The following is a 24,978-nucleotide window of genomic DNA, read 5'->3' on the forward strand; positions in this document are numbered from 1 at the left end:
TATTCTTCCCCTAATTACCCTTTAACCCGGCACAGCGCTTCCGCGCCAGCCTGCAGTGTTGCGTCGTCTTTCGCGAATGACAGGCGAATTAATTTATTGTCAGTGCCGTCCATATAAAACGCCGACAACGGAATGGTGGCCACACCGTGATCGACGATGAGACGTTTTACCATTTCACTGTCGCTTTCGTCACTGAAATGTCCGTAACTGGCCAACATAAAGAAGGAACCTGCGCTTGGCAGCAACTTAAACGGCGAATCTTGCATCAATGACAGCAGGCGATCGCGTTTTTCCTGATAGAACGGTGACAGCTGCAGATAGTTTTGCGGATTCTGCAGATAGTGCGCAAAACCTACCTGCATTGGCGTATCGGCGGCGTACATCATGAACTGATGCACCTTCACAATTTCTTCCATCAACGCGGCCGGTGCCAACGCATAACCGACGCGCCAGCCTGTGACGTGGAAGGTTTTGCCGAATGAAGACACGATCACGCTGCGCTGTGCCAGTTCCGGATGGGTTGCCATGCCGCAGTGGGCACGGCCATCAAACAGGATGTGTTCGTACACTTCGTCGGACAGTACCACGATATCCGTGTTGCGGGTTAAGGCCGCCAGCTGCTCCAAATCGGCTGGCGTCAGCACCTGCGCACTTGGGTTGTGCGGCGTGTTGATGATGATCATACGGGTGCGCGGCGTGATGGTGGCGCGCAGTTCATCCCAGTTGATCGCAAAATCCGGCACCTGCAACTTCAGGCCAATCGGGGTTGCGCCCTGTAAACGCACCACCGGCGCATAGCTGTCGAACGCCGGTTCAAAGAAGATCACCTCGTCACCAGGATGCACCAGCGCCGAAATCGTCATGTAAATACCCTGGCTGGCGCTGCCGGTGATCAGCACTTCGCTGCCCGCATCATAGCGCTGGCCATAAAGCGTCTCGACTTTTTCAGCCAGCGCTTCACGTAGCGCCGGTAAACCGGTCAGAGAGGCATATTGGTTATGACCTTCGCGCATGGCTTTACTGACCAGCTCCACCAGATGCGGATCGCACGGGAAGTTCGGCGCACCTTGCGACAGGTTGATGGCTGTATGTTGTGCTGACAGCTGGCCGATGACGCTGAAAATCGTCGTGCCGACATCGGGCTGTTTGGAAGAGATGTTAACACTGCTATTCAAGGTCATCGTTGCTCCACAAGGTTGCATAACCACGTAAGGAAAGTAGATTTCTATTCAACGGTGAGACGCTTGAGTCGACAAGCGAATTGTTGTCATAATAGCCATGATTAAAAATCATAGCTTGAGGTCGTTATGTCCCGCTCCGCCCTGCCGTTGAATGCCATCCATGCTTTTCTGGTCACCGCACGCCATCTTAACCTGACGCGCGCCGCCAGCGAATTATGCATTACGCAGGGTGCGGTGAGCCGTAAAATCGCCACGCTGGAAAGCTGGCTGGGATTTCCCTTGTTTGCACGCCATGCGCGTGGTCTGCATCTTACCGAGCAAGGCGCGGCGCTGTTGCCCGAACTGCAACAAGGTTATGCCATGCTGGTGAATGCCACCGAGAAAGCCAGCCGCAGCAATGCCTCAATTCGCCTGAAAGCGCCCACCTGTGCCATGCGCTGGCTCGTGCCACGTTTGGTGGCGCTGGAGCAACAGCGGCCGGAAATCCATGTGGCACTGACCACCACGCTGGACCACGCTTCACAGCTGGAAAATTATGATGCGGCGATTGTGTTTGGCACGCCGCCTGCCGGTTCCATTCGTTTATTTGATGAGCGACTGACACCGGTCCTGGGCAGCAACATCACGCCACCCGTGGGCATCAGCGATTTGGCGAGGTTTACTTTTTTGCATCCCACCAATGATTCCCGCGACTGGCAAATGTGGCTGGCGGATCAAGCGGCCACTGTGCCGATGGCACGCAATCAGCACTTTGCTACTATGGATCTGGCCATCAGCGCGGCGATTCAGGGTTTTGGTGCAACGGTGGCGGATGTGACACTGGTGCAAAATGATTTGGCGAATGGTCGCTTGATTGCCCCGTTTGCCGACAGCGTGGCCACCGGGGCAGCGTACAGCCTTTTACAGTGCGCAGAACAGGATGCGCCACCGTTCCTGCCGGATCTGGTGGCGTGGTTGTGTCAGCCTCAGAATGAAACCCACTCATCGGCGCTGGCCGACTTCGATTGAACGACAGGCGTACTGGTTAACAGCGGACGGCGCAGAACGGTGCTGGCTGGCGCGGCCTGAGCTTTACCTAACGGCGCACTGTCCGACAGACGGAATTTCGCGACAGAAGCCTGCAACTCTTCCGTTTGACGCTCCAGCGCACTGGCCGCCGCAGAAACCTGCTCCACCAGCGAGGCGTTCTGCTGAGTCACGCTGTCCATTTCCGTGACGGCGGTGCCAACTTGCGAAATGCCCTTGCTCTGCTCTTCGGAGGCGGCCGCGATGTGCTTCATGATCTCATTCACATCCTGCACCGACTTCAGAATATCGTTCATGGTGCTGCCTGCGCTGCTAACCAACGCAGAGCCCTTATCCACGCGCTGGACGGAATCTTCAATCAGCGTGGCGATCTCTTTCGCCGCCCCGGCACTGCGCTGTGCCAGATTACGCACTTCACTGGCCACGACCGCAAAACCACGGCCTTGTTCGCCCGCACGCGCGGCTTCAACGGCGGCGTTAAGCGCCAGGATGTTGGTCTGGAAAGCAATGCTGTTGATTACGTTGGTAATCTCAGCGATTTTCTTTGAACTGCCGGAAATACCCTGCATGGTGGTGACCACTTCCCCTACCAGACGGCCGCCCTGCTGCGCGGTGCCGGTAGCCGTTTCTGCCAGTGAACTGGCCTGACGGGCGTTGTCGGCGTTGAATTTCACCGTTGCCGTGAGCTGCTCCATACTGGCCGCAGTTTGCTCCAGCGCGGCCGCTTGCTCTTCGGTACGGGAGGAGAGATCGTTGTTACCGGATGAGATTTCTGCCGCGCCGCGATAGATATTCTCGGTTCCGCTGCGAATGGCGCTCACGGCTTCACGCAGGCTGTCCTGCATCGCACGCAGCAGCGGTACCAGTTTGCCGACACAGTTGCGGCCGAAATCTTCCACGGGCTGACTAAGATCGCCTTGGGCAATCACAGCAAAATGGTTACGTACGCGCTCCAGTGGTTTCACCAGCATCGCTACCAGATAACGGTCGGTGAACAGCAAAATCACCAGACCGAACACCACAGCAACCAAAATAATCACCTTAGTAATGTTAGTGAGCTTATCGACGGTGACACGGGTTTCATCCAGCTTAATGCCTGCGGCTTTATTAAACGCCTCCGCGCTGGTGCCAAAGGCGCGGCTGAGGGCGGGCGTCACGTTATTAGCCTGTGTGCGGTAAGCTTCAACGGTGCTCTGCTGTGCCAGCGACACCTGCGGCGCGATCCCCTCATCCAGCAATTTCTGCCAGCTGGCGATAACGCTGTTAACCGTTTCACTGTCCATCGGGCCAGGTGCCATCGCTTTGAATTGCACCAGCTGCGCTTTCATACTCTCCAGCGCCTGTTGCACCGGTGCGAAGGCATCCGCGCTCACTGCCGCGCCCGATGCACGCCCTTCCATCACGCGGGATAGACGCGTCACCACACGAAAATATTGATCGTTGCCTTTACTCAGTACCGTCATCTGATTAACCAGCTCACGGTCTATCTCATTCCCTTCGCCGAGGGCATTGAGCGAGTGCACGCTAAATAATCCGACACCGCACCACAGCAGGCAGAACAGCCCGAGAATAGTCAGCATGACGGCGCGGATAGTGAAGTTTTTTAAGATTCCCATACATAATCCCTTGGTGTGAAACGCGTAGGAGGCCCGATAAAATCGGGCATATTGCGTTTATCGGCAGTGGATTGGGAAAATGTAACGGTTTAATAAGCTAATTAATTGCTGTCTGCTTAAGCCGGATAGGAAATGTTATTACTGAAAATCAATGGATTAGCCGAAAATTTGCCTTATAAATTCATTTGCGCAATTTCACTATTAGCCTGCTCATCAAAGCTTAACGTGACTGCGCATCATCAGACGGAACAAACGCAGCCGCCCACGCATAAAACGCGCCTTCAACACCGCTTGCGGTTTACCCTGATCACCGAGGGCTAATGTCAGGTCTTCACGGGGACGCCACACTGGCCAGTCGATTTTGCCCTGCAGCCGATAGCTAAACTCACTGGCATCCCGGGCGAAGGTCACCCAATAAGTACTGACCATGTCAGCGAAGCGCTTGTCTGCGGCAGTGTAATCCCGTTCAGGCAGCGGTTTCAGTGAGGTCAGCGTGTTGAATACATAGGGGATTTCGTTGCCGTGCCAGGTGCCATGTGGATAGAGGTCGCGGGCGTTTTCTGACACATAGTCGAACCAGTATCGCCAGGCAGGCATGCCAATACTGTGTTGAGACTGCGCCACCAGTAACGGGATCACGGTAAACGCCATGTCTCGCGCCACTGCCCGGCCCAGTAAGGTATCGTCGTGAATATCGTATAGCCATTTCATCAGGCCATAACTCAGGCGATTTTTGCGACGAATTTGTTGTAACACCGTTGCAGGATCAACACCAAAATAATCCAATACGCTGGCTTCATCACTGTTACTTCCCACCATCAACGGCACCCGATGCTGTTTGCCGGCCATAAAGGTTTCGAGCATCGGTTTGGGGAGCACTGCATCACCGCTGATTGCCACCGGACCTAATCCCAGTGGACGTTGCAGCGGCCAGAATTGATCGGCAGGTAACTGACGAAGCTGTTCGGCAGAGGCGTGATCCGGCAGGCCAAAATGCGCTGCAACCTGTTTACCGATCTGTTGCGCCCTCCTGCGCGGCACATCCGGCAAGCTGTATGCACTCTGGACAATACCTTTGTGGAACAGCCCTTCAGCCAGCGGAGAACAGCACAAAGACAACACGCTGCGCGCCCCCGATGATTCGCCAAACAGTGTGATATTGTGGCGATCGCCGCCAAAGGCGGGAATATTGCGTTGAACCCATTGCAGCGCAGCGATTTGATCCAGCAAGGCAAAGTTATTTACCACCGCTTCTTGCGGGTATTCAGCATCCAGCGCCGGATGGGCGAAAAAGCCAAAATGGCCAAGACGATAATTGAGCGTGACCACGACGACGCCCTGCGCGGCTAAGGCTTTGCCACGATAGGGATCAAGACTACCCGCGCCGATGGTAAAGCCTCCGCCGTGCAGCCACACCATCACCGGCAAGGGACGGGAGGGCTCAACGTCTGGGGTCCAGATATTCAGGTACAGACAATCCTCATTGAACCGGCCCGGATCGCCGCCACCCACTGCCACGCAATAATCCCGGTTTTGCCAGCTGGCATCACCCCATTGCGTGGCTTCACGTACTTCTTGCCAGTGTGCAACCGGCTGTGGCGGACGCCAGCGCAGTGCGCCCACAGGTGGCGCGGCGTAAGGTATTCCCTTGAAGACAAAAAGATCATCGTCAATCAGGCCTCTGAGTTCACCCTCTGCGGTCATGATCCTCAGACGTCGTTCGTTTTTCATCTCGGGTTCCCAGATCAAGCTTGGTTCCATTATTTGCAGGCCTTGAGCGAATGTCCATGTTCTGAAAGCATTTGCAGATTAAGCCGAATATGCTTTCGATCCATTGAACATCTCCATCAAATTATTTGGCTAACCCTGGCATGGCGAATTGCATTAAGGTTACAAGTTAACCTGGCGAGACGGAGAAGCGCGATGTTTGGTGGTATCAACCAGATGTTCAATCGGATGAGCGATCACCCGGACTTCGGTAAACTGCTGTTACGTCTGACGTTTGGCGGCCTGCTGTTATTTCATGGCGAATTCAAGGTGATGCATGGCGTCGACTGGATCGCTCATATGTTGGCCGTTAAAGGCATGCCAGGTTTCATCGCTTACGGTGCTTACATCGGGGAAATAGTGGCACCTGTCATGGTGATCATCGGTTTAATGACGCGCCCTGCGGCTTTCATTATTGCGGTGAACATGGTTGTTGCGACCTTGCTGGTAAAAATGGGCGCAGTCTGGCATCGCACAGATGTTGGCGCCTGGTCTCTGGAAACAGAGGCGCTTTATCTGCTGGGCGCACTCGCCATCATGTTCTTGGGTGCCGGGAAGTACACGCTGGTGCGTGATTCGCGCTTGCAATAAAAATCAAAAGAAATGAAGCCGGTCTGCTGAAGTGCTGATGCCACTTCACAGACCGGTTTTCTTATGCCCTTAACGTATCCCGCAACGAGCCAGACTGCGCTGCTGCATCTGCTGATACAACGCCATCTCATCCTGCACCGCTGCACCTAACGCGGCTTCAAAATCCGCCCGGCTGGCATTGCCCGCGCTACGTGCGTGCGTTTCGTCGCCTAAATTAGACTGAAATATCCCCGCTGCGCTCACTGGCAGAAAATCTTCATACACTATCGGTTCTGCCAGCACGCGCCCTTCAGCAAGCAGTTGAACCAGAGTTTCTCCCGTTTGCGGAGGATGCTGGGTGCCCTTAGCGGTCAAACGATAGCGGAACCACGCCAGTTCCTGTTCGCGCAAGGTATCTTCATCATCTGGGAAATCGCGAAACACCGCGCTCAGATGCTGTTGATGATGCTGGTTATCACTGCCGGTGCCCGCTTCCGCCAACAGACGGTCGTAGAGTGTGCGACCTTTGGGGGTTAGCGCCGCGCCGCGCTGCTCGATCTCACCAAAGCGCGCAGTATGTGTGCCGGGGGTGCCGTCATTAAAATGCACTGCCTCTTCCAGCGCTTTAAAGCTGGTTTGACGTAACAGGATCGGCACCTGACGTTGGGGGGGGCCCTCGATGAGGGTTTTAGGATCGATGCCGCGCGTGGGCATTAAGGTTTGCACGCGATCTATATCCAACGTGCGTGGGGTCAGATGGTTGATGTGGCACCCCTGGAAGCACACTACATCGGCGATTAATCGATGTTGCTGACTCAGTGCGCGGTAGGTCACGCTGTCCACAGTGGTGTGGGCATGCCAGCGGAAGGTTTCCAGCGCCTCTTTGACAAAAAGCGCCGCGTCCGCAGCGTTTAAACCGCCCTGCTGTTGGTGTTGCGCGATCAATGCGCGACAACCCGGCGTGAAAATATCGCGCGCGGCTAAAATCGCGGCGGCTTTCTCTCTCAACGCGGCATCATCAATCAGTTCAAGACGTAACAGAGAGGTAAACACGCGGAACGGATTGCGGCGCAATGCGCTGTCCGTAACCGGACGAAAAGCGGTGGAGTGAACCGGCACGCCCGCCTGGGAGAGATCGTAATATCCCACCGGTTCCATCCCCATCACCGCAAACATCTGGCGCAGCGTGCTGAGTTCTTCTGCCGTTCCCACACGAATCGCACCGTGACGTTCCACGCTGAGACGGTCCAGTTCATCGGCGGCAGCGAGGCGGTTTTTTAAAGCGGGTTGTGCTTCCAGCGTACGTTCATTCACGGCCGTGACCAGTTGCGTCAGGGTGCCATATTGCGGCACTTCCTGCTGATACATACTGGACATCGCTTGTGAGAACAGCGTGCGAATCGCATCGCTGGTGAGAAAGTTTTCCATGGTCATCACCTCGGCGTTAAGGGTTGTTGCTAATGTAGATCAACCCTTTATCGCCGTGGAGGAATTTCGTGGAACTGTGACCGCCCTGTCACTCAGCCCGGTCTGACGGGTCACCAAAGCGACATTTCAGGGCCAGCATGATCGTGGTGAGCACCGCTGGAATCGCCAGCAACAGGAAGATTTGGCTGAACGACCACCCGAGCGAAAGAAGCTCTGCGCCGACAAAAGCACTCATAATCGCACCGACACGACCCACACCGTGCATCCAGCTGGAACCGGTCGCACGCGCGTGCGTAGGGTAATAGCTGGCGGACAGCGCATTCATGCCGGTATTGGCGCCGTTAAAGCAGAAGCCGCTAAAGAAGGCGATGGCACTCATTAATCCCACTTCCGCCGGGGAGAAGCCGAGCGCGACAATCGCAATGCCGCCACAGAAGTAGATCACCGCCAGCGCGATATTGGCATTAATGCGATCCATCAGCCAGCCCGCAAACAGCGAACCTACCGTGCCGCCCGCCTGGTACATCGCCGTAACGATGGCGGCTTCCGTCACCGACATTCCCAGCGTGTTGATCAGCGAGGGCATCCAGCTGCCAATCAGATAGACGAGGAACAGCCCCATAAAGTAGCCGCCCCATAACATCAGGCTGCCGAAGAGATATCGCCGGGAAACCACCGTCGCCACTGCGCCACGCCGCACGACAACCTGTTCAGTGGACTGGTAATGGCTGTTCGGCTCAACGACGCCAGGCAGCATGCGATCCAAAATGGCATGTATACGTGCAGCAGGTGCGCGACGGCTAATCAGGAAGCGCACGGATTCCGGTAAGCCGCGCAGCAGGAAAGGCAAAACAATCAGCGGCAAGACGCCACCCATCAACATCACGGAGTGCCAGTCATAGCGAGGCAACAGCCAGGAAGCTGCAAATCCGCCCGATGCGGCACCAAAGGTGAAACCGCAGAACACCACGGTGATAATGAATGAACGTCGACGCTCTGGTGCATACTCTACTACCAGCGTTCCAACGTTTGGCATGGCTGCACCGAGGCCAAGCCCGGTGAGAAAACGGAATAACATCATTTGATCGATGTTTTGCGCCATGGCGGTGGCCAGCGTCCACAAGCCAAAAAAACCCACGCTGAGCAGTATCATCACACGCCGCCCGTAGCGATCGGCCAATGGCCCTGCCACCATGGCACCTAAGGCCAGGCCAATCAGCGCAGCGCTGATCACCATGCCAAGCAGATGATTAGTGACGCCCCAACTGGCTTTCAATGTAGGAGCGATAAAGCCCATCAGCGCGATGTCCATGCCATCCAGCGCAACAACGATGAAGCACAGCGCAATCAGGCGTTTTTGCCAACGGCTAAGCGCACTCTGATTAATCAGCTGGCGAACATCTACGGCTTCAACGGTGGTCACGGATCAACTCCTGCACATTCATCGTTTAATCATCAGTTTTGGTAAAAAAAACGGCGCTAATGATAGCTCATCGTTAACAATAACGGGCAGGATTTTTAAGTGTAAGTGAGAATTATTCAAATTATGCGAGATTAAGCGCTTGATATTGCAATAGGTGATAATTTTGCATTGGCGCTGATTTTTACTAATTCTTTTTAAAACATCAGGTTAGCAATACCAGGGATTTTGTTAATATAATTTTGCAGTGAAGTTAACATAATTCCAGTTTTCCCATTGCCGCCATCAGGTAAAAGTCATTATGTTTGAGGCTATGGACAAAAATTCCCTTTTCAATCAGCGCATTCGCTTGCGCCATTTACACACCTTTGTTGCGGTCGCGCAGCAAGGCACGCTGGGGCGCGCGGCAGAGACACTCAATCTCAGCCAGCCTGCGCTCTCAAAAACCCTGAATGAGCTGGAAGAACTGGCTGGCGCGCGTCTGTTTGAACGTGGTCGTCTCGGTGCCCAGTTAACGACGCTCGGCGAGCAATTTCTTGTCCATGCGGTAAAAGTGCTGGATGCGCTTAACCATGCAGGCCAAAGCTTTAACACCCCACAACCCGGCCGACCGGTCGTGATTCGCCTCGGCGCACTCACCACAGCGGCAATGGGTATGCTGCCACAGATTCTCGATCGCTTTCACGAGCAACAACCGAACACCACGGTACAAGTGGCGACATTACATAATAATGTTCTGCTGGCCGGATTGCGCGCGGGTGAGTTTGATATTGGCATTGGGCGCATGGCCGACAGTGAAATGATGGCGGGTCTGAGTTATGAATTGCTATTCCTTGAGTCGCTTAAACTGGTGGTACGTCCGGAACACCCACTCCTCAGTGACAACGTCACGTTATCGCGCGCGATGCAGTGGCCGGTGGTGATATCGCCGGAGGGCACCGCCCCGCGTCGTATCGCTCAACATATGCTGGACGAGCAAGGTTGTGCGCTTCCCGCGAATTGTGTTGAAACCTCATCCACTTCGCTGGCGCGTCAGTTGGCCCTGCGTTATGACTATGTGTGGTTTGTCCCCTCAGGCGCTATCAAGGAAGATCTTAGCCATAATGCCGTTATTGCACTGCCAATTAACTCCCCTGGGCCGGGAGAGCCGGTGGGGATTATCACCCGCAGCGGCAGTCATCTCAGCCTGAGTGCCGAAGTGTTGCTGGCGACCATTCGCAAATTTCACACCTGATTAGCGACTGCGTTTGGCGTGGCGCTCACGATTATCCAGCCGCGCCTGATCCGTTTTTCTTAAACTGACATACAGTGCCCCGGCACCTCCGTGCTGGGGCTGCGCCACGCAAAAGCTTTGCACCTCGTCAAACTGCGTCAGCCAGCGTGCCAGATAACTGCGTACGATATTGGCATGGGCTTCATCATCACGGCCTTTACCGTGGATAATCAGCAGATTGCGTAGCCCCTGCTTGCGTGCCTGCAGCATGAAACTGAACAATGACTTTCGACAGGTTTCTATCGGCTGACGCAGCAGGTTCAGGCTGGCGTCCAGGGGATATTTCCCCAGCCGCAACTTGTCCAACACACCTTGTTGAATCCCTTCTGTTTTGTATTCCAGCGGTGTCGTCAGCGGGATGATGTCAAGAAAGCCCCGCGTGAGGAAATTTTCCTGTTCGTCATTGGCTTGCGTCGGGCGCGGCGCTTTGGTCGAAGGGGAACGCAACCATTGGGTATTGGCACAATCTTTCAGTGGCGTCACATCGCCCATGGCATCCCGGAAAAGGTCTTCATCGTCTAGGTTCATGGTGTTTTCTCACGCCTGGTGGTTAGCTGAGCGCAAGTTGCCGCTCAAAAACAAAATAGTAGCAAAGGATTTTTGGCATCACATCTGTCACTTTTTGCGCTGAGACAAGTTATGACCAGATGTAAATATGGCAACAAAACGTTCCAGGTCAAAAAATAATGTCAGGTAAACCTTGCGCAAACTCAGGTATACCCTACGTTAGTGGGGGTTTAAGGGGAATTACTGCTCGGATGAGTTCCCTTAACGCGTAAAAATGTTAAAATTGACGGCAGTCAATAATCATCGAGCGTACCTATATGATCCCGGAAAAACGCAGCATTCGACGTATTCAGTCTGGCGGTTGTGCCATTCACTGTCAGGATTGCAGTATCAGCCAGTTGTGTATCCCTTTCACACTGAACGAGCATGAGCTGGATCAGCTGGACAATATCATTGAGCGCAAAAAGCCGATTCAGAAAGGTCAGACGTTGTTCAAAGCCGGTGATGAACTGAAATCGCTTTACGCTATCCGCTCCGGCACCATCAAAAGCTATACCATTACTGAACAGGGTGACGAGCAGATTACCGGCTTCCATCTGGCAGGGGATTTAGTGGGCTTTGATGCGATTGTCGGCGCGCACCACCCGAGTTTTGCTCAGGCGCTGGAAACAGCGATGGTGTGTGAAATTCCTTTCGAAACTCTCGACGATCTCTCCGGTAAAATGCCGGCACTGCGCCAGCAGATGATGCGTCTGATGAGCGGTGAGATTAAAGGCGATCAGGATATGATCCTGCTGCTCTCCAAGAAAAACGCGGAAGAGCGTCTGGCGGCCTTTGTCTGGAATTTGTCACGCCGCTTTGGTCAACGTGGCTTCTCACAACGCGAATTCCGCCTGACCATGACGCGTGGTGACATTGGTAACTACCTGGGACTAACCGTAGAAACCATTAGCCGTCTGCTGGGCCGCTTCCAGAAAAGTGGCATGCTGGCCGTTAAAGGCAAATATATCACTATCGAGAACCATGCGTTGCTGGCGGAACTGGCGGGTCAGACTGAACAAGCTGCGTGATTCTATGCCGGGTCGATAAATGTTAGTTTATTGATCCGGCAACAACTTTTCCCCTTCTGCCCTGCGCCAACTTAGGCTATCTTTAATCCAACTTGCTTTGGTTTGAGGAGATTGCCTTATGTCCCGGTACCAAAATATTCTGGTGGCGATTGACGCCCAACAGGACGATCAACCCGCGCTGCGTCGTGCGGTGTATCTGAATCAACGTATCGGCGGAAAAATCAAAGCTTTCCTGCCTATCTACGACTTCTCCTATGAAATGACCACCTTGTTGTCGCCTGATGAGCGATCCAACATGCGTAAAGGTGTGATCAGTCAGCGTACTGAATGGATTCGTCAACAGGCCCACGCCTATCTTGAGGCCGGTGTTGATATTGAAATTAAAGTGGTGTGGCATAACCGCCCTTATGAAGCGATCATTCAGGAAGTGATGGCGCACCAGCACGACCTGGTGTTGAAAATGGCCCATCAGCACGATCGCCTGGAAGCAGTGATTTTTACCCCGACAGACTGGCATCTACTACGCAAATGCCCTTGCCCGGTGTGGATGGTGAAAGATCAGCCGTGGCCGGAAGGTGGCAGAGCCGTTGTGGCGGTCAATCTGGCCAGTGAAGAACCCCATCACGATGAATTAAACCAAAAGCTGATTCGTGAAACCGTGCTGCTGGCCGATATGGTCAATCACACCGAAGTGCACCTTGTCGGTGCTTATCCCATCACGCCAATCAATATCGCCATTGAACTCCCCGACTTTGACCCCAGCGTGTATAACGATGCGATTCGCGGACAACATCTGGTGGCGATGAAAGCGCTACGCCAGAAATTCTCCATCGGCGAAGAGTTTACGCATGTGGCAAAAGGCTTGCCGGAGGAAGTGATACCGGATATCGCCTCTCATCTGGAGGCGGGAATTGTGGTACTCGGCACCATCGGCCGCACTGGCCTTTCGGCCGCGTTCCTGGGGAATACCGCTGAGCAGGTTATCGATCATCTCCGCTGTGATTTGCTGGCAATCAAACCGGACGATTTCAAATCGCCGATTGATTATGACGATGAAGAAGACGAAGACGATTAAAACAACAAAGGCGACCAGATGGTCGCCTTTTTAATCGCACTTCAGATTACAGCGCGCGCAGGATACCTTCTACACTCGCCTTCGCATCACCAAACAACATTTGCGTGTTGTCTTTGAAGAACAGCGGGTTCTGCACCCCGGCGTAACCGGTATTCATTGAACGTTTAAACACGATAACGTTCTGCGCTTTCCACACTTCCAGTACGGGCATACCAGCAATTGGGCTGCGCGGATCTTCCTGTGCCGCCGGGTTAACGGTGTCATTGGCACCGATCACCAGCACGGTATCGGTATCGCTGAAATCATCGTTAATCTCGTCCATTTCCAGCACCACGTCATATGGCACTTTGGCTTCAGCCAGTAACACGTTCATGTGGCCAGGCAAACGGCCAGCAACCGGGTGGATGCCGAAACGCACTTTGATGCCACGCGCACGCAGTTTTTCGGTAATTTCCGCCACCGGGTACTGTGCCTGCGCCACTGCCATGCCGTAGCCGGGGGTGATGATCACAGACGTTGAGCCTTTCAGCAATTCCGCCGTGTCTTCTGCCGTGATTTCGCGATGTTCACCCTCTTCTTCGCTCTCGCCACCGACACTCACATCGGTACCAAAACCACCGGCAATCACGCTAATGAACGAGCGGTTCATCGCCTTACACATAATGTAGGACAGGATGGCACCAGATGAACCCACCAGCGCACCGGTGACGATCAGCAGGTCGTTGCTGAGCATAAAGCCCGCAGCCGCTGCCGCCCAACCGGAGTAGGAGTTGAGCATCGACACCACAACCGGCATATCCGCACCGCCAATCGACGCCACCAGATGCCAGCCGAACACCAGCGCAATCACCGTCATCAACAACAGCGCGACGACTTGTGAAACGGTGCTATTCGTCTGTACAAACCACAGCATCAGCAAGAAGGAAACCACCAGCGCTGCCAGGTTCATTTTATGACGATGTGGCAACATCAGCGCTTTCGACGAAATCTTGCCGCGCAGTTTACCAAACGCCACGATGGAACCGGTGAAGGTCACCGCGCCGATAAAGATGCCGAGGAACACTTCCGTCAGATGGATATTTTCCATCACCGGCGCCAGTCTTGGTGCATGATCGATGTAGCTGTTGAAACCCACCAGCACCGCAGCCAAACCGACAAAGCTGTGCAGAATCGCTACCAGCTCTGGCATTTCAGTCATTTCGACTTTCTTCGCCAGACGCACACCGATTGCACCCCCGATCACCATCGCCAGCAGGATCCACGCCACGTTGCCGCTGTTGGGGCCGAAGATGGTCGCCAGCAGCGCAATCGCCATGCCGCTGACACCAAAGATGTTACCCTGCTTTGACGTCTCGTGTTTTGAGAGGCCAGCCAGGCTGAAAATAAACAGAATTGCGGCAACAATGTATGCTGCAGTCACTAATCCGCCAGACATGTTGTTACCCCTTAATTCTTACGAAACATTTTCAGCATGCGCTGGGTGACGGTGAATCCACCGAAGATATTGATGCTGGCAATCAGTACTGCGACGAAGGCAAGGAAAGTCACCCACCCGCCGTGTCCCATCTGCAGCACCGCACCCACCACAATAATGCCGGAAATGGCGTTAGTGACGGACATCAATGGCGTATGCAAAGCGTGACTAACGTTCCACACCACGTAGTAACCGACGACACAGGAGAGCGCGAAGACAGTAAAGTGGGAGAGGAATTCAGGCGGTGCCACGTTAGCGAGGCAGGCAAACAGCACCACAGCCAATGCCAGCAGCAGATATTTGCGCCACGGTGAAACCGGTTTGGCTTCCACTTTTGCTTTTGGCTCAATGGCCGCCTGCGCCGCTTTCGGTGCAGCAGATACCTGAATCGGTGGTGCTGGCCAGGTGACTTCACCGTCACGAATCACAGTGACGCCACGTACCACAACGTCTTCGAAGTCGACGGTGATTTCGCCGTTCTTCTCTTTGCACAGCAGTTTCAGCAGGTTGACCAGATTGGTACCGTAAAGCTGAGAGGACTGTGTTGGCAGACGGCTAGGCAGATCGGTATAACCAATGATCTTCACACCGTTGCTGGTTAGAGTCACCTGATCAGCTACCGTGAGATCACAGTTACCGCCGGTTGCTGCCGCCAGATCGACAATCACGCTACCTGGCTTCATGCTGGCAACCATTTCAGCGGTAATCAGCTTCGGTGCCGGTTTGCCCGGGATTAAAGCGGTAGTGACGATGATATCGACTTCTTTCGCCTGCGCGGCAAACAGCTCCATCTCTGCCTTAATAAAGGCTTCTGACATCACTTTGGCATAGCCATCGCCACTGCCGGCTTCTTCTTCGAAATCCAGCTCAAGGAACTCGGCGCCCATACTCTGCACCTGTTCTTTCACTTCTGGACGGGTATCAAACGCACGCACGATCGCACCGAGGCTGCCCGCCGCGCCAATCGCTGCCAGACCGGCCACGCCCGCGCCGATAATCATCACTTTCGCCGGTGGTACTTTACCCGCGGCGGTGATTTGCCCGGTAAAGAAGCGGCCAAATTCATGCGCCGCTTCAACAATGGCACGGTAACCCGCGATGTTCGCCATGGAACTCAGCGCATCCAGTGCCTGGGCACGAGAAATACGTGGCACAGAATCCATCGCCATGACGGTAACCTGGCGCGCCGCCAGTTTTTCCAGCAGTGCCGGATTTTGTGCGGGCCAGATAAAGCTCACTAACGTGCTGCCGGCGCGCGTCAGTTCGATCTCCTGATCGTCTGGCGCATTCACTTTTAACACGATGTCAGACTGCCAGACACTTTCGGTGGTGCTGACAGTGGCACCAGCGGCGATAAAGCTCTCATCGTCAAAACTTGCGCGAATACCTGCGCCCTGCTCGACCGTGACGCTGAATCCCAGCTTGATCAGTTGCTCAACGGTCTTTGGCGTTGCAGCAACGCGCGACTCATTGGCTAACCGCTCTTTGGGTATCCCAATTAACATACTGTTTCCTTTTAACAATTAAAGGATGAGGTTCTGTAAGTGGCACAAGCCCATAAGGCTGAAACAGCGTTTCAGCTTTTTATGAGCAAAATGCGCAATGTAACAAAGTCTTTATAACCTACTGAAAATGTGAAAAGTGATCCACAGCGATAACGCACACTTATGACATTCACACTAATATTCAGATGCAAAGATTGAATGCCACGTTTTGCCACTAGTTTTGCGACATAATAAAAAATATTCTGCTACGCAAAATCGTGTCATGTCGAATTTAGTTTTTTCAAAAACCTTTATTTAACAATACTTTAACTATTATGATGCTATGTGTTACCAGAATAAGTGGTAAAGCGGTCAAAAAAAAGCCATAGCATAGGTAAATGACATGTCGATGAATAATTTGCGGAGATTGTCAATCTTATGCGCATAAATTGGCTGAGACAGGTTGATTATTACATGCAATAATCAGCGGCTAATCTGTTATACATCAAGAGTCCAGCACGTTTTCGTACTCATTTTGCGTAAGGCGAAGGATCATTTTTATGAAGCTGAAGAACACCATTCTGGCGACCACCTTGTTATCACTGTTGGCAGCAAATGCATTTGCCGCCAAAGAGTTGACGCCAGAACAAGCGGCCGCGTTGAAGCCATTCAAACGTATTAATATCAACGGTCGCTTTAATGCTATTGGCGATGCCACCGATGCCATCTCCAAAGCAGCCGATGAAAAAGGCGCTGACTCCTTCTATGTGCAGGGCATTAACGATACCAATGGCAACGGCGGCAACTGGCGCGTAACGGCGGATCTTTACAAAGCGAATGCGCCAAAAGCGGATGAGACCACCCAATACCGCACCTTTAGCGGTGTGAAAGAGTTGCCAAAAGCCGAAGCGTATCGTTTAGAGCCATTCGATACTGTTTCTGTTAGCGGTTTCTTCGCCAGCCAGCCAGATGTGAATGATGCCATTGCCAAACAGGCGAAAGACAAAGGCGCGGCATCCTTCTTTATTGTGCGTCAGGTTGATGCCAACAACGGCGGCAACCAGTACGTGACGGCTTATGTCTATAAAGCTGATGCACCAGAACGTAAGGTGCAGAATGTTTCAGATTCGATTCCTGCCGATTCTGAAGCCGGCAAAGCAGCACTGGCTGCTGGTGGCGCTGCAGCCAGCAAAGTGGCCATTCCGGGTGTTGCCTCGTCTGATAGCCCTAGCCGTAGCGTAGGCCGTTTCTTTGAAACGCAGAGTTCAACCGGTCAGCGTTATACCGTTAAGCTGGCAGATGGCCGTAGCGTGCAGGAAGTGAATGCGATTACTGCCGCACAGATGCAGCCGTTTGATACTGTGACCTTCTCCGATCACTTTGGTACACCGACTGAAGTCTCTGAAGCCGTGGCTAAACGCGCAGCAGATAAGGGTGCGAAGTACTATCACATCACCCGTCAGTGGTCGAGCCAGAGCGGTGGTAACCTGACCGTGACCGCGGATCTGTTCAAGTAATTCTCCTGCGGGGCGGCTTTTGTCGCCCTGCTCATCTATTTGCATAGTCTGTGCGCAGATCTGCATAATCCTGCATTGCCTTCCCTTTTCGCTCTCCGTAAAATCCTTCGTCTGTTTTCAGGGTATTCCGTTTTAAATCCGGCCAATTGCCACGTTACACTCCAGCGGAATCGTCACTACCCAGCATACTCTGCTACCCAGGAATGGTGTTTTGGATAAAAAATTAGGTTTGAGCGCGCTCACTGCGCTGGTACTCAGCTCGATGCTCGGCGCGGGCGTGTTCAGCCTGCCGCAAAATATGGCTGCCGTCGCCGGCCCCGCTGCACTGCTGATTGGCTGGCTGATCACTGGTGTGGGCATCCTGTTTCTTGCGCTGGCCATGCTGCTGCTGACACGCTTAAAACCCGAACTGGATGGCGGGATTTTTACCTATGCGCGCGCCGGATTTGGTGAGTTGGTAGGATTTTGTTCTGCCTGGGGCTACTGGCTCTGTGCGGTCATCGCCAACGTGTCGTATCTGGTGATTGTCTTTTCGGCGCTGAGTTTCTTCACCGATTCGCCTGACCACGTGGTCTTTGGCGATGGCAATACCTGGCAAGCGATGCTTGGTGCGTCAGTCCTGTTATGGCTGGTGCACTGGCTGGTGTTACGAGGTGTGCAAACGGCTGCCAGCATCAACCTGCTCGCTACCCTGGGGAAACTGGTACCGCTGCTGCTGTTTGTGGTGTTGGCTTTACTCGCATTCAACTACGATCGCTTCCACTTTGACTTCAGCGGCGCCGCGCTGGGCCAGCCACTCTGGCAGCAAGTCAAGCAGACCATGTTGATTACTTTGTGGGTCTTTATTGGTGTGGAAGGCGCCGTGGTAGTCTCCGCGCGGGCACGTCATAAGAAAGATGTGGGACGCGCCACCATGCTGGCGGTTATCGCGGCACTGCTGGTTTACTTACTGGTGACCCTGCTTGCACTGGGCGTGGTGCCGCGTGCAGAGTTGGCGCAAATGCGAAATCCCTCCATGGCCGGCTTGATGCAGCATCTGTTAGGGCATTGGGGCAATACGGTGATTGCGGTGGGTCTGATTATTTCCGTGTGCGGCGCGTATTTAAGCTGGACAATTATGGCGGCAGAAGTCCCTTTTCTGGCGGCACAGCAAGGGGCTTTTCCCCGCAGCATTGCGCGGCAGAATCGTCACGATTCGCCAGCCGCTTCGTTGTGGCTCACAAACGGCAGCGTGCAGGTTTGTCTGATCCTGATTGCGGTCACTGGCGCGGATTACAATACGCTGCTGACCATCGCGTCAGAGATGATTCTGGTGCCGTATCTGCTGGTGGGTCTGTATTTAATTAAAGTGGTTGGCGGACAAAAAAATCCGCTGGCATTGGCGGTAGGATTGGGTGCCAGTGCCTACGGATTCTGGCTGCTTTATGCTTCTGGCCCGCTGCACCTGCTGTTGTCTGTGGTGCTTTATGCGCCGGGATTACTGCTGTTCCTTTACGCGCGACGCGGCGGCCGTGGTAACAGAGTGTTGTCACAACTTGAGCGCATCGCGATTGGATTACTGATTGCGGCAGCACTGCCAGCAATGTGGCAGCTTACGCAGTAATTAGTGAGGTTGAACCGGGATTGAGACGCACAGCAGGTCATCCTGCTGTGTCAGATTGAGCGCTTTACGGTATTCCTCATGAATCGCGTCCAGCTGATTTTCTGACAACGGATAAGGCAGTTGAATGTCAAAACGGCTGATGTGCTGTTGTTCCGCGAGAGTAATCAGTCGCGCGATATTGATCTCGTCGCTGACCTGCGTTGAAATGATTTGTAATGCTAATTCTTTCAGATGATCGTCGCTTGCCGCTAAGCCGTGTGCAGATTTACGCGTCACCATGCCAAAAATCGGCATGACACCGTAAATGGCGTCAACGAAACTCCAGCGTTTTTTGCAGGAAGCGGAGAGAAAATCGCTGTAATTGAAGCAGATGCGGTCACTGTATCCGGCTGAAGCCAGCTCTTTATCAGACACCCTCGCACTCCTCCTGGTTTTCGTTACGGTTCCGAACCTTGCGCTACAACGCGCCGCTAATAATGGCACATTTCACCGTAATTATACCAGTCAGGCAGGGATATTTCGTGCGATAGCGTAGAGCTCAGGACCAGGAAAAGTTATGCTGCTGTCATTCTCATCACTTGCCGTGAAATATGAACAAAATTGTCTATGTGGAAGATGAGCCAGAAGTCGGTGAATTGATCGCCGCTTATCTTGGCCGCCACGATATTGAAGTGACTGTTGAAACGCGCGGTGACCGTGCTGAAGCGACTATTTTAGAAGCCGATCCCGATCTGGTGCTACTGGATATTATGTTGCCGGGCAAAGATGGCATGACCGTTTGCCGCGACTTGCGCGCGCACTGGTCAGGGCCGATTGTGCTGCTGACCTCGCTCGACAGTGACATGAACCACATTCTGGCGCTGGAGATGGGCGCCAACGACTACATTCTGAAAACCACGCCGCCCGCTGTGTTGCTGGCACGCTTGCGTCTGCATCTGCGCCAGGCGCAGGGTTCTCAGCCTGAAGTGGCGCCCGCTATACAAAGTTCACAGCGGGTTTTGCGTTTTGGTTCGCTGACCATCGACTCCCTCAATCGCCAGGTCACGCTGTTTGACGAGAACATCACCCTCTCCACCGCCGATTTTGATCTGCTGTGGGAGTTGGCCACGCATGCAGGCCAGATCCTGAATCGTGATGCATTGCTGAAAACCTTGCGAGGGGTAAGCTATGACGGCATGGATCGCAGTATTGATGTGGCGATATCCCGCCTGCGCAAAAAACTGTATGACAGTGCCACCGAGCCGTTTCGTATCAAAACCATCCGCAATAAAGGTTACCTGTTCGCGCCTCAGGCCTGGGATACCCGCTCCGCATGAGAAAGCTCTTTATCCAGTTCTATCTGCTGCTGTTCGTCTGCTTTCTGGTGATGACTTTGCTGGTGGGCTTGGTGTACAAGTTCACCGCTGAACGTGCGGGCCGCCAGTCAATGAATGATTTGATGGCGAGTTCGCTGTTTTTAATGCGCAGTGAATTGCGTGAGATCCCCCCGCGTGACTGGAATAAAACCATCCGCAATCTCGATCTCGATTTGTCTTTTGAGTTGCATATCGAACCGATGAGTAAATATCAGCTGGATGAGCCTGATATGCGCCGCCTGCGCGCCGGTGAGATCGTCGCACTCGACGATCAATACACTTTCCTGCAGCACATACCGCGCAGCCATTATGTGCTGTCGGTCGGCCCGATCCCTTATCTGTTTTATCTGCATCAGATGCGCATTCTGGATATCGCGCTGCTGGCGTTTATCGGCATGTCGTTGGCGCTGCCGGTGTTTATCTGGCTACGTCCGCACTGGCAGGAGATGCAGCGGCTGGAAAAAGCCGCGCAACGTTTTGGTCGCGGTGAGTTGGATGTGCGTACCCATTTTGAAAGTACATCGAGTCTGCACAGCCTCGGCGTGGCGTTTAACCAGATGGCGGACAATATCAATACGCTGGTTGCCAGCAAAAAGCAGCTGATTGATGGCATCGCCCATGAGTTAAGGACACCGCTGGTTCGACTGCGCTATCGCCTGGAAATGAGCGATAACCTCAGTGACGCCGAGTCGGCTGCGTTGAACCGCGATGTCGGCCAGTTGGAGAGCCTGATTGAAGAGCTGTTAACCTATGCGCGCCTCGACCGCCCACGCGTCGATCTCAACCTTCAGTCGTTTGATTTGGCGCAGTGGTTGCGTGTGCATATCGAAGATGTGCAAACCATGAATCCTCAAGCGCATATCGCGCTGGATATTCCGCAACTTGAGAATGTGGGTTCCGCCGATACCCGTTTGATGGAACGCGTACTGGATAATCTGGTGAACAATGCGCTGCGTTATGCCCAACAGCGTTTGCGCGTCAGTCTGTGGTTTGACGGCGCCATCGGTAATTTACAGGTTGAAGATGATGGTCCAGGTATTCCACCTGAAGAGCGCGCACGCGTTTTTGAACCTTTTGTGCGTCTCGACCCTAGTCGCGATCGCGCGACCGGCGGCTGTGGGCTCGGGCTGGCGATTGTCCACTCTATTGCGCAGGCACTGCAGGGACAGGTCACTATTGAGAGCAGTCCGCTCGGTGGTGCCAGCGTTCGCTTCTGCTGGCCGGTTGATCTACCCTTGCGAGATATTTCGCCCCGTTTACCGTCATAAGGAGCTTTAATTGTGACTTCTGCTTATCAGGAACTTAGCAAAACTTTCCAGCGCCTGGCACGCTTTGGCCATCTTGGGGCTATTGCCGGTGTCGATATGCAAACCACTATGCCACCCGGCGGCAGCCAGGCGCGCGGTGAAGCCATGGCGGAACTCAGTGTGTTTATGCATGAACTGTTGACCGATAAACGCCTTGGCGGCTTATTCGATGCCGCCCAGCAGGAATCGTTGAACGATGTAGAGCAAGCTAACCTGGGCGAGATGCAGCGTGCGTGGCAGCAGGCAACGATTCTGCCCGCTTCGTTGGTTGAAGCCAAATCGCTGGCCGGTTCGCGTTGTGAGCATGCCTGGCGCCAACAGCGCCCCGCCAACGACTGGCAAGGCTTCTCGGCTAACCTGAAAGAAGTGGTGAAACTCAGCCGTGAGGAAGCCCAGTTACGCGCCGAAGCGCTGGGTGTCTCTCGTTATGACGCGTTACTGGATGTGTTCGAACCGGGTATGACCAGTGCACAACTCGACAATACCTTTGGCGAATTAAAAAGCTGGCTACCCTCGCTGCTACAGAAAGCCGTCGAGAAGCAGCAGAAAACCGCCATCGCGGCGCCGGTGGGTCCCTTTGCTGTTGAAGCGCAGAAACAGCTCGGCTTAAGTGTGATGAAAACGCTGGGCTTTGATTTCAATCATGGTCGCCTGGATGTCAGTGCCCACCCCTTCTGTGGCGGCGTGCCGGAAGATGTGCGCATTACCACGCGTTACAATGAGAGCGACTTCCTCAGTGCCATGATGGGCGTGATCCACGAAACCGGTCATGCACGTTACGAGCAGAACCTACCAAAGCAATGGCGTGGACAACCGGTGGCCCACGCTCGCTCGACTGCCATGCATGAATCACAAAGCCTGTTTATGGAGATGCAGTTGGGCCGCAGCAAGGCGTTCCTGCAGCATATTCATCCGCAGGTCGTCGCCCTGATGGGTCACCAGCCCGCATTAGCGCTGGATAACTTTGTTCGCCAGACACAACGCGTGAAGCCGGGCTTTATCCGCGTGGATGCCGATGAACTGAGCTATCCAGCTCATGTGATTCTGCGTTACGAAATCGAACGTGCGTTGATTGAAGGCGAGATTGAAGTTGATGACATCCCTGCGCTGTGGGATGAGAAAATGCAGCAGTCTCTGGGGATGGATACGCGTGGCAACTACCGTGATGGCTGCATGCAAGACATTCACTGGACCGATGGCGCCTTTGGTTACTTCCCAACATACACGCTGGGTGCCATGTACGCCGCCCAGCTGTTCCAGGCGGTAAAGCGCGCTATCCCGCAAGTGGATGAGCTGATCCGTAACGGGGAGTTGCAGCCGGTGTTTGATTGGTTACAGCAGAACATCTGGCAGCACGGCAGCCGCTTCCCGACGCAGCAACTGTTGGTGAATGCCACGGGTGAAACACTGAATCCGCACTATTTCCGCCAGCACCTTGAACAACGCTATCTCTCTGAGTAAACTGCGCGGCGGCCCGATCGGCCGCCCCTTTTCGCTTCCTTAACCCGCCTTTGTACATTCCGTTACACGCCGATACCAATGCCTCACGGAAAGACCGAATTGTTTTTCATATAGTTCTTTCACCGGCCCCGCAGTGGGCTACACATGAAAAAATAGTTCGAGGATTTTGCGATGAAAAAATTAGTTGCACTGGTGATCGCCGCTGCTATGGGTATGTCTTCTGTTGCTTTCGCTGCTGAGACCACTACAGCTGCTCCGGCTGCTGCCGCTACCACTACCGCAGCACCTGTTAAGCACAAAGCAGTTCATCATAAGAAAGTTGCCCAGAAAGCTCAGGCAGCTAAGAAACACAAAAAAGTAGCGAAGAAAGCGCCAGCTGCTCAGAAAGCTCAGGCTGCTAAAAAGCACCACAAAAAAGTAACCAAGCCAGCTGCACAGAAAGCCCAGGCTGCTAAAAAGCACCACAAAAAAGCAACCAAGCCAGCTGCACAGAAAGCCCAGGCTGCTAAAAAGCACCACAAAAAAGCAACCAAGCCAGCTGCACAGAAAGCTCAGGCTGCTAAAAAGCACCACAAAAAAGTAACCAAACCAGCTGCTCAGAAAGCTCAGGCTGCTAAAAAGCACCACAAAGTGAAAAAAGCGGCTAAATAAGTCGGCCTCTTAGCGCCAACACCGCATTAACGATTGAAAACACCCGGTTATGCCGGGTGTTTATTTACTGGAGTAGCGAAAAATGGTGCGTCGCTATCGCTTCGAAATTATCCTGATTGTGATGATCCTGTGCGGCATTGTTGCAGCCAGCTTTTTTATCTAGTCGTTGTAGCGTGCTGATTACTCCAATATTTCTCCCTTTTTTCCCGCTCTCCGACTATAGTTATCGCTCAAGCGTGATGACAATAACCTCTTCTTATTCTCGCCATTGAGAGAACTATGCGCCTGGCTATCCTGTTACTTGTTGGAATTTTCAGTTTTAACCTCGCAGCACATGCCGATGATGAAGATGGGCCAAGCCCGGAAGACATCAAGACGCTATTTTTTGGCAAAGACCACCGCAAAGCCATTACGGATGTGAGTGCCGCTCCCTGGGATGCCATTGGCCAACTGGAGACCGAAAGTGGCAACCTCTGCACGGCCACCCTGATATCCGCCCATCTGGCATTAACCGCTGGACACTGCCTGCTCGCCCCTCCGGGTAAATTTGATAAACCGGTGGCGCTGCGTTTTATGTCAGGTGCTAAAGGCTGGCGTTACGAAATACATGATATTGATGCGCGTGTAGAACCTTCACTGGCGCGCAGGCTACAGGCCGATGGTGAAGGCTGGATCGTGCCACCAGGCGCGGCACCTTACGATTACGGGCTGGTCATTTTGCATAATCCGCCGTCGGGTATCGTACCCATCCCCTTATTTGACGGCTCACGTAGCGATTTAACCGATGCGTTGAAAACCACCGAACGCAAAGTGACACAAGCCGGTTACCCTGCTGATCACCTCGACACGCTCTATTCTCACAGCGACTGCCTGATTACCGGCTGGGCGCAACGCGCGGTGTTGTCGCATCAATGTGATACGTTGCCAGGCGACAGCGGATCGCCGCTGCTACTGAAAAGTGGTGATGGCTGGAAACTGATTGCCGTGCAAAGCTCTGCACCCGCGCCAGCGGACCGTTATCGCGCTGATAACCGTGCCATCGCGGTGACGTCGTTTAAAGACAGTCTGGAAGAGCTGGCGAAATAAGATTTTCGCCACAGAATCGCGCACCTTCTTCGCGCCAGGGTGTTTCATGCGCAGTCAGCGATATTTCACTCACAGAGGCGCAGAAAGAGCGCCTCTGTGCTTTGGGT

At 53.7% G+C, this 24,978-nt stretch carries 22 protein-coding genes; 13 read left to right on the forward strand and 9 right to left on the reverse strand.

The annotated features are described in order from the left end of the window. Positions 1–14: 14 nt before the first annotated feature. Positions 15–1,181 (reverse strand): methionine aminotransferase, encoded by a 1,167-nt coding sequence (locus AC6I8L_RS09960; RefSeq protein ID WP_058962085.1) that lies wholly within the window; start codon positions 1,179–1,181, stop codon positions 15–17. A gap of 126 nt (positions 1,182–1,307) precedes the next feature. Here AC6I8L_RS09960 and AC6I8L_RS09965 point away from each other — a divergent pair, with 126 nt between their 5' ends. Continuing rightward, positions 1,308–2,189 carry a LysR substrate-binding domain-containing protein gene (locus tag AC6I8L_RS09965; protein ID WP_058962086.1) on the forward strand — a complete coding sequence of 294 codons (882 nt, stop codon included), beginning with the start codon at positions 1,308–1,310 and terminating at the stop codon, positions 2,187–2,189. Here the strand turns inward: AC6I8L_RS09965 and AC6I8L_RS09970 are convergent. Next, positions 2,147–3,823 (reverse strand): methyl-accepting chemotaxis protein, encoded by a 1,677-nt coding sequence (locus AC6I8L_RS09970; protein ID WP_058962087.1) that lies wholly within the window; start codon positions 3,821–3,823, stop codon positions 2,147–2,149. The genes AC6I8L_RS09965 and AC6I8L_RS09970 overlap by 43 nt on opposite strands. A 213-nt stretch (positions 3,824–4,036) precedes the next feature. Then, entirely contained in the window at positions 4,037–5,554 is a 1,518-nt protein-coding gene (locus AC6I8L_RS09975) for a carboxylesterase/lipase family protein (RefSeq protein WP_058962096.1), read from the reverse strand. 192 nt (positions 5,555–5,746) lie between these two features. Here AC6I8L_RS09975 and AC6I8L_RS09980 point away from each other — a divergent pair, with 192 nt between their 5' ends. Next, complete coding sequence (locus tag AC6I8L_RS09980) at positions 5,747–6,181, forward strand: DoxX family protein (protein ID WP_034830906.1); 435 nt, start codon at positions 5,747–5,749, stop codon at positions 6,179–6,181. Positions 6,182–6,250: 69 nt separating this feature from the next. Here the strand turns inward: AC6I8L_RS09980 and hglS are convergent, their stop codons facing one another. Together hglS and AC6I8L_RS09990 are read right to left on the reverse strand one after the other, a co-directional pair. After that, on the reverse strand, positions 6,251–7,588 hold the full coding sequence (gene hglS, locus AC6I8L_RS09985) for a 2-oxoadipate dioxygenase/decarboxylase HglS (protein WP_479398604.1): 1,338 nt from the start codon (positions 7,586–7,588) through the stop codon (positions 6,251–6,253). A gap of 88 nt (positions 7,589–7,676) precedes the next feature. Then, the gene (locus AC6I8L_RS09990) at positions 7,677–9,011 is read right to left on the reverse strand and encodes an MFS transporter (RefSeq protein ID WP_058962088.1); all 1,335 of its coding nucleotides are present in this window, start codon (positions 9,009–9,011) and stop codon (positions 7,677–7,679) included. A gap of 310 nt (positions 9,012–9,321) precedes the next feature. On the opposite strand from AC6I8L_RS09990, the gene AC6I8L_RS09995 reads away from it, so the two are divergent. Next, on the forward strand, positions 9,322–10,242 hold the full coding sequence (locus AC6I8L_RS09995; protein WP_038650097.1) for a LysR substrate-binding domain-containing protein: 921 nt from the start codon (positions 9,322–9,324) through the stop codon (positions 10,240–10,242). Here AC6I8L_RS09995 and smrA read toward each other — a convergent pair whose 3' ends face one another. Beyond that, positions 10,243–10,809, reverse strand: a complete 567-nt coding sequence (gene smrA / locus AC6I8L_RS10000) for a DNA endonuclease SmrA (protein WP_058962089.1) — start codon at positions 10,807–10,809, stop codon at positions 10,243–10,245. It abuts the gene before it with no gap. 296 nt (positions 10,810–11,105) lie between these two features. Here smrA and fnr point away from each other — a divergent pair, with 296 nt between their 5' ends. Beyond that, entirely contained in the window at positions 11,106–11,858 is a 753-nt protein-coding gene (gene fnr / locus AC6I8L_RS10005) for a fumarate/nitrate reduction transcriptional regulator Fnr (protein ID WP_034830913.1), read from the forward strand. 118 nt (positions 11,859–11,976) lie between these two features. Next, positions 11,977–12,933, forward strand: a complete 957-nt coding sequence (uspE, locus tag AC6I8L_RS10010) for a universal stress protein UspE (RefSeq protein ID WP_034830915.1) — start codon at positions 11,977–11,979, stop codon at positions 12,931–12,933. A 46-nt stretch (positions 12,934–12,979) separates the two neighbouring features. Here uspE and pntB read toward each other — a convergent pair whose 3' ends face one another. After that, complete coding sequence (pntB, locus tag AC6I8L_RS10015; RefSeq protein WP_058962090.1) at positions 12,980–14,368, reverse strand: Re/Si-specific NAD(P)(+) transhydrogenase subunit beta; 1,389 nt, start codon at positions 14,366–14,368, stop codon at positions 12,980–12,982. An 11-nt stretch (positions 14,369–14,379) separates the two neighbouring features. Beyond that, entirely contained in the window at positions 14,380–15,912 is a 1,533-nt protein-coding gene (gene pntA / locus AC6I8L_RS10020; protein WP_034830919.1) for a Re/Si-specific NAD(P)(+) transhydrogenase subunit alpha, read from the reverse strand. Between the two features lie 539 nt (positions 15,913–16,451). Between pntA and ydgH the strand changes: the two genes are divergently transcribed. Together ydgH and AC6I8L_RS10030 are read left to right on the forward strand one after the other, a co-directional pair. Next, the gene (gene ydgH / locus AC6I8L_RS10025; protein ID WP_058962091.1) at positions 16,452–17,408 is read left to right on the forward strand and encodes a DUF1471 family protein YdgH; all 957 of its coding nucleotides are present in this window, start codon (positions 16,452–16,454) and stop codon (positions 17,406–17,408) included. 211 nt (positions 17,409–17,619) lie between these two features. Beyond that, on the forward strand, positions 17,620–19,011 hold the full coding sequence (locus AC6I8L_RS10030; RefSeq protein ID WP_058962092.1) for a basic amino acid/polyamine antiporter: 1,392 nt from the start codon (positions 17,620–17,622) through the stop codon (positions 19,009–19,011). Here AC6I8L_RS10030 and AC6I8L_RS10035 read toward each other — a convergent pair whose 3' ends face one another. After that, a complete protein-coding gene (locus AC6I8L_RS10035) occupies positions 19,012–19,425 on the reverse strand; it encodes a hypothetical protein (RefSeq protein ID WP_058962093.1) in 414 nt (137 codons plus the stop codon). Positions 19,426–19,601: 176 nt separating this feature from the next. Between AC6I8L_RS10035 and rstA the strand changes: the two genes are divergently transcribed. The 6 genes from rstA (at position 19,602) to AC6I8L_RS10065 (ending at position 24,871) form a co-directional block, all read left to right on the forward strand. Further along, the gene (rstA, locus tag AC6I8L_RS10040; RefSeq protein ID WP_034830927.1) at positions 19,602–20,327 is read left to right on the forward strand and encodes a two-component system response regulator RstA; all 726 of its coding nucleotides are present in this window, start codon (positions 19,602–19,604) and stop codon (positions 20,325–20,327) included. Then, on the forward strand, positions 20,324–21,634 hold the full coding sequence (rstB, locus tag AC6I8L_RS10045) for a two-component system sensor histidine kinase RstB (RefSeq protein WP_058962094.1): 1,311 nt from the start codon (positions 20,324–20,326) through the stop codon (positions 21,632–21,634). The genes rstA and rstB overlap by 4 nt, the downstream gene beginning before the upstream one ends. Positions 21,635–21,646: 12 nt before the next feature. Then, complete coding sequence (locus AC6I8L_RS10050; RefSeq protein WP_058962095.1) at positions 21,647–23,134, forward strand: carboxypeptidase M32; 1,488 nt, start codon at positions 21,647–21,649, stop codon at positions 23,132–23,134. Between the two features lie 171 nt (positions 23,135–23,305). Continuing rightward, the gene (gene asr / locus AC6I8L_RS10055; protein ID WP_479400860.1) at positions 23,306–23,785 is read left to right on the forward strand and encodes an acid resistance repetitive basic protein Asr; all 480 of its coding nucleotides are present in this window, start codon (positions 23,306–23,308) and stop codon (positions 23,783–23,785) included. Positions 23,786–23,867: 82 nt separating this feature from the next. Beyond that, on the forward strand, positions 23,868–23,948 hold the full coding sequence (ydgU, locus tag AC6I8L_RS10060) for a small membrane protein YdgU (protein ID WP_455843913.1): 81 nt from the start codon (positions 23,868–23,870) through the stop codon (positions 23,946–23,948). A 116-nt stretch (positions 23,949–24,064) separates the two neighbouring features. Continuing rightward, positions 24,065–24,871 carry a trypsin-like serine peptidase gene (locus AC6I8L_RS10065; RefSeq protein ID WP_034821307.1) on the forward strand — a complete coding sequence of 269 codons (807 nt, stop codon included), beginning with the start codon at positions 24,065–24,067 and terminating at the stop codon, positions 24,869–24,871. Positions 24,872–24,978 lie beyond the last annotated feature (107 nt).

Source organism: Type-E symbiont of Plautia stali (genome assembly GCF_059731115.1).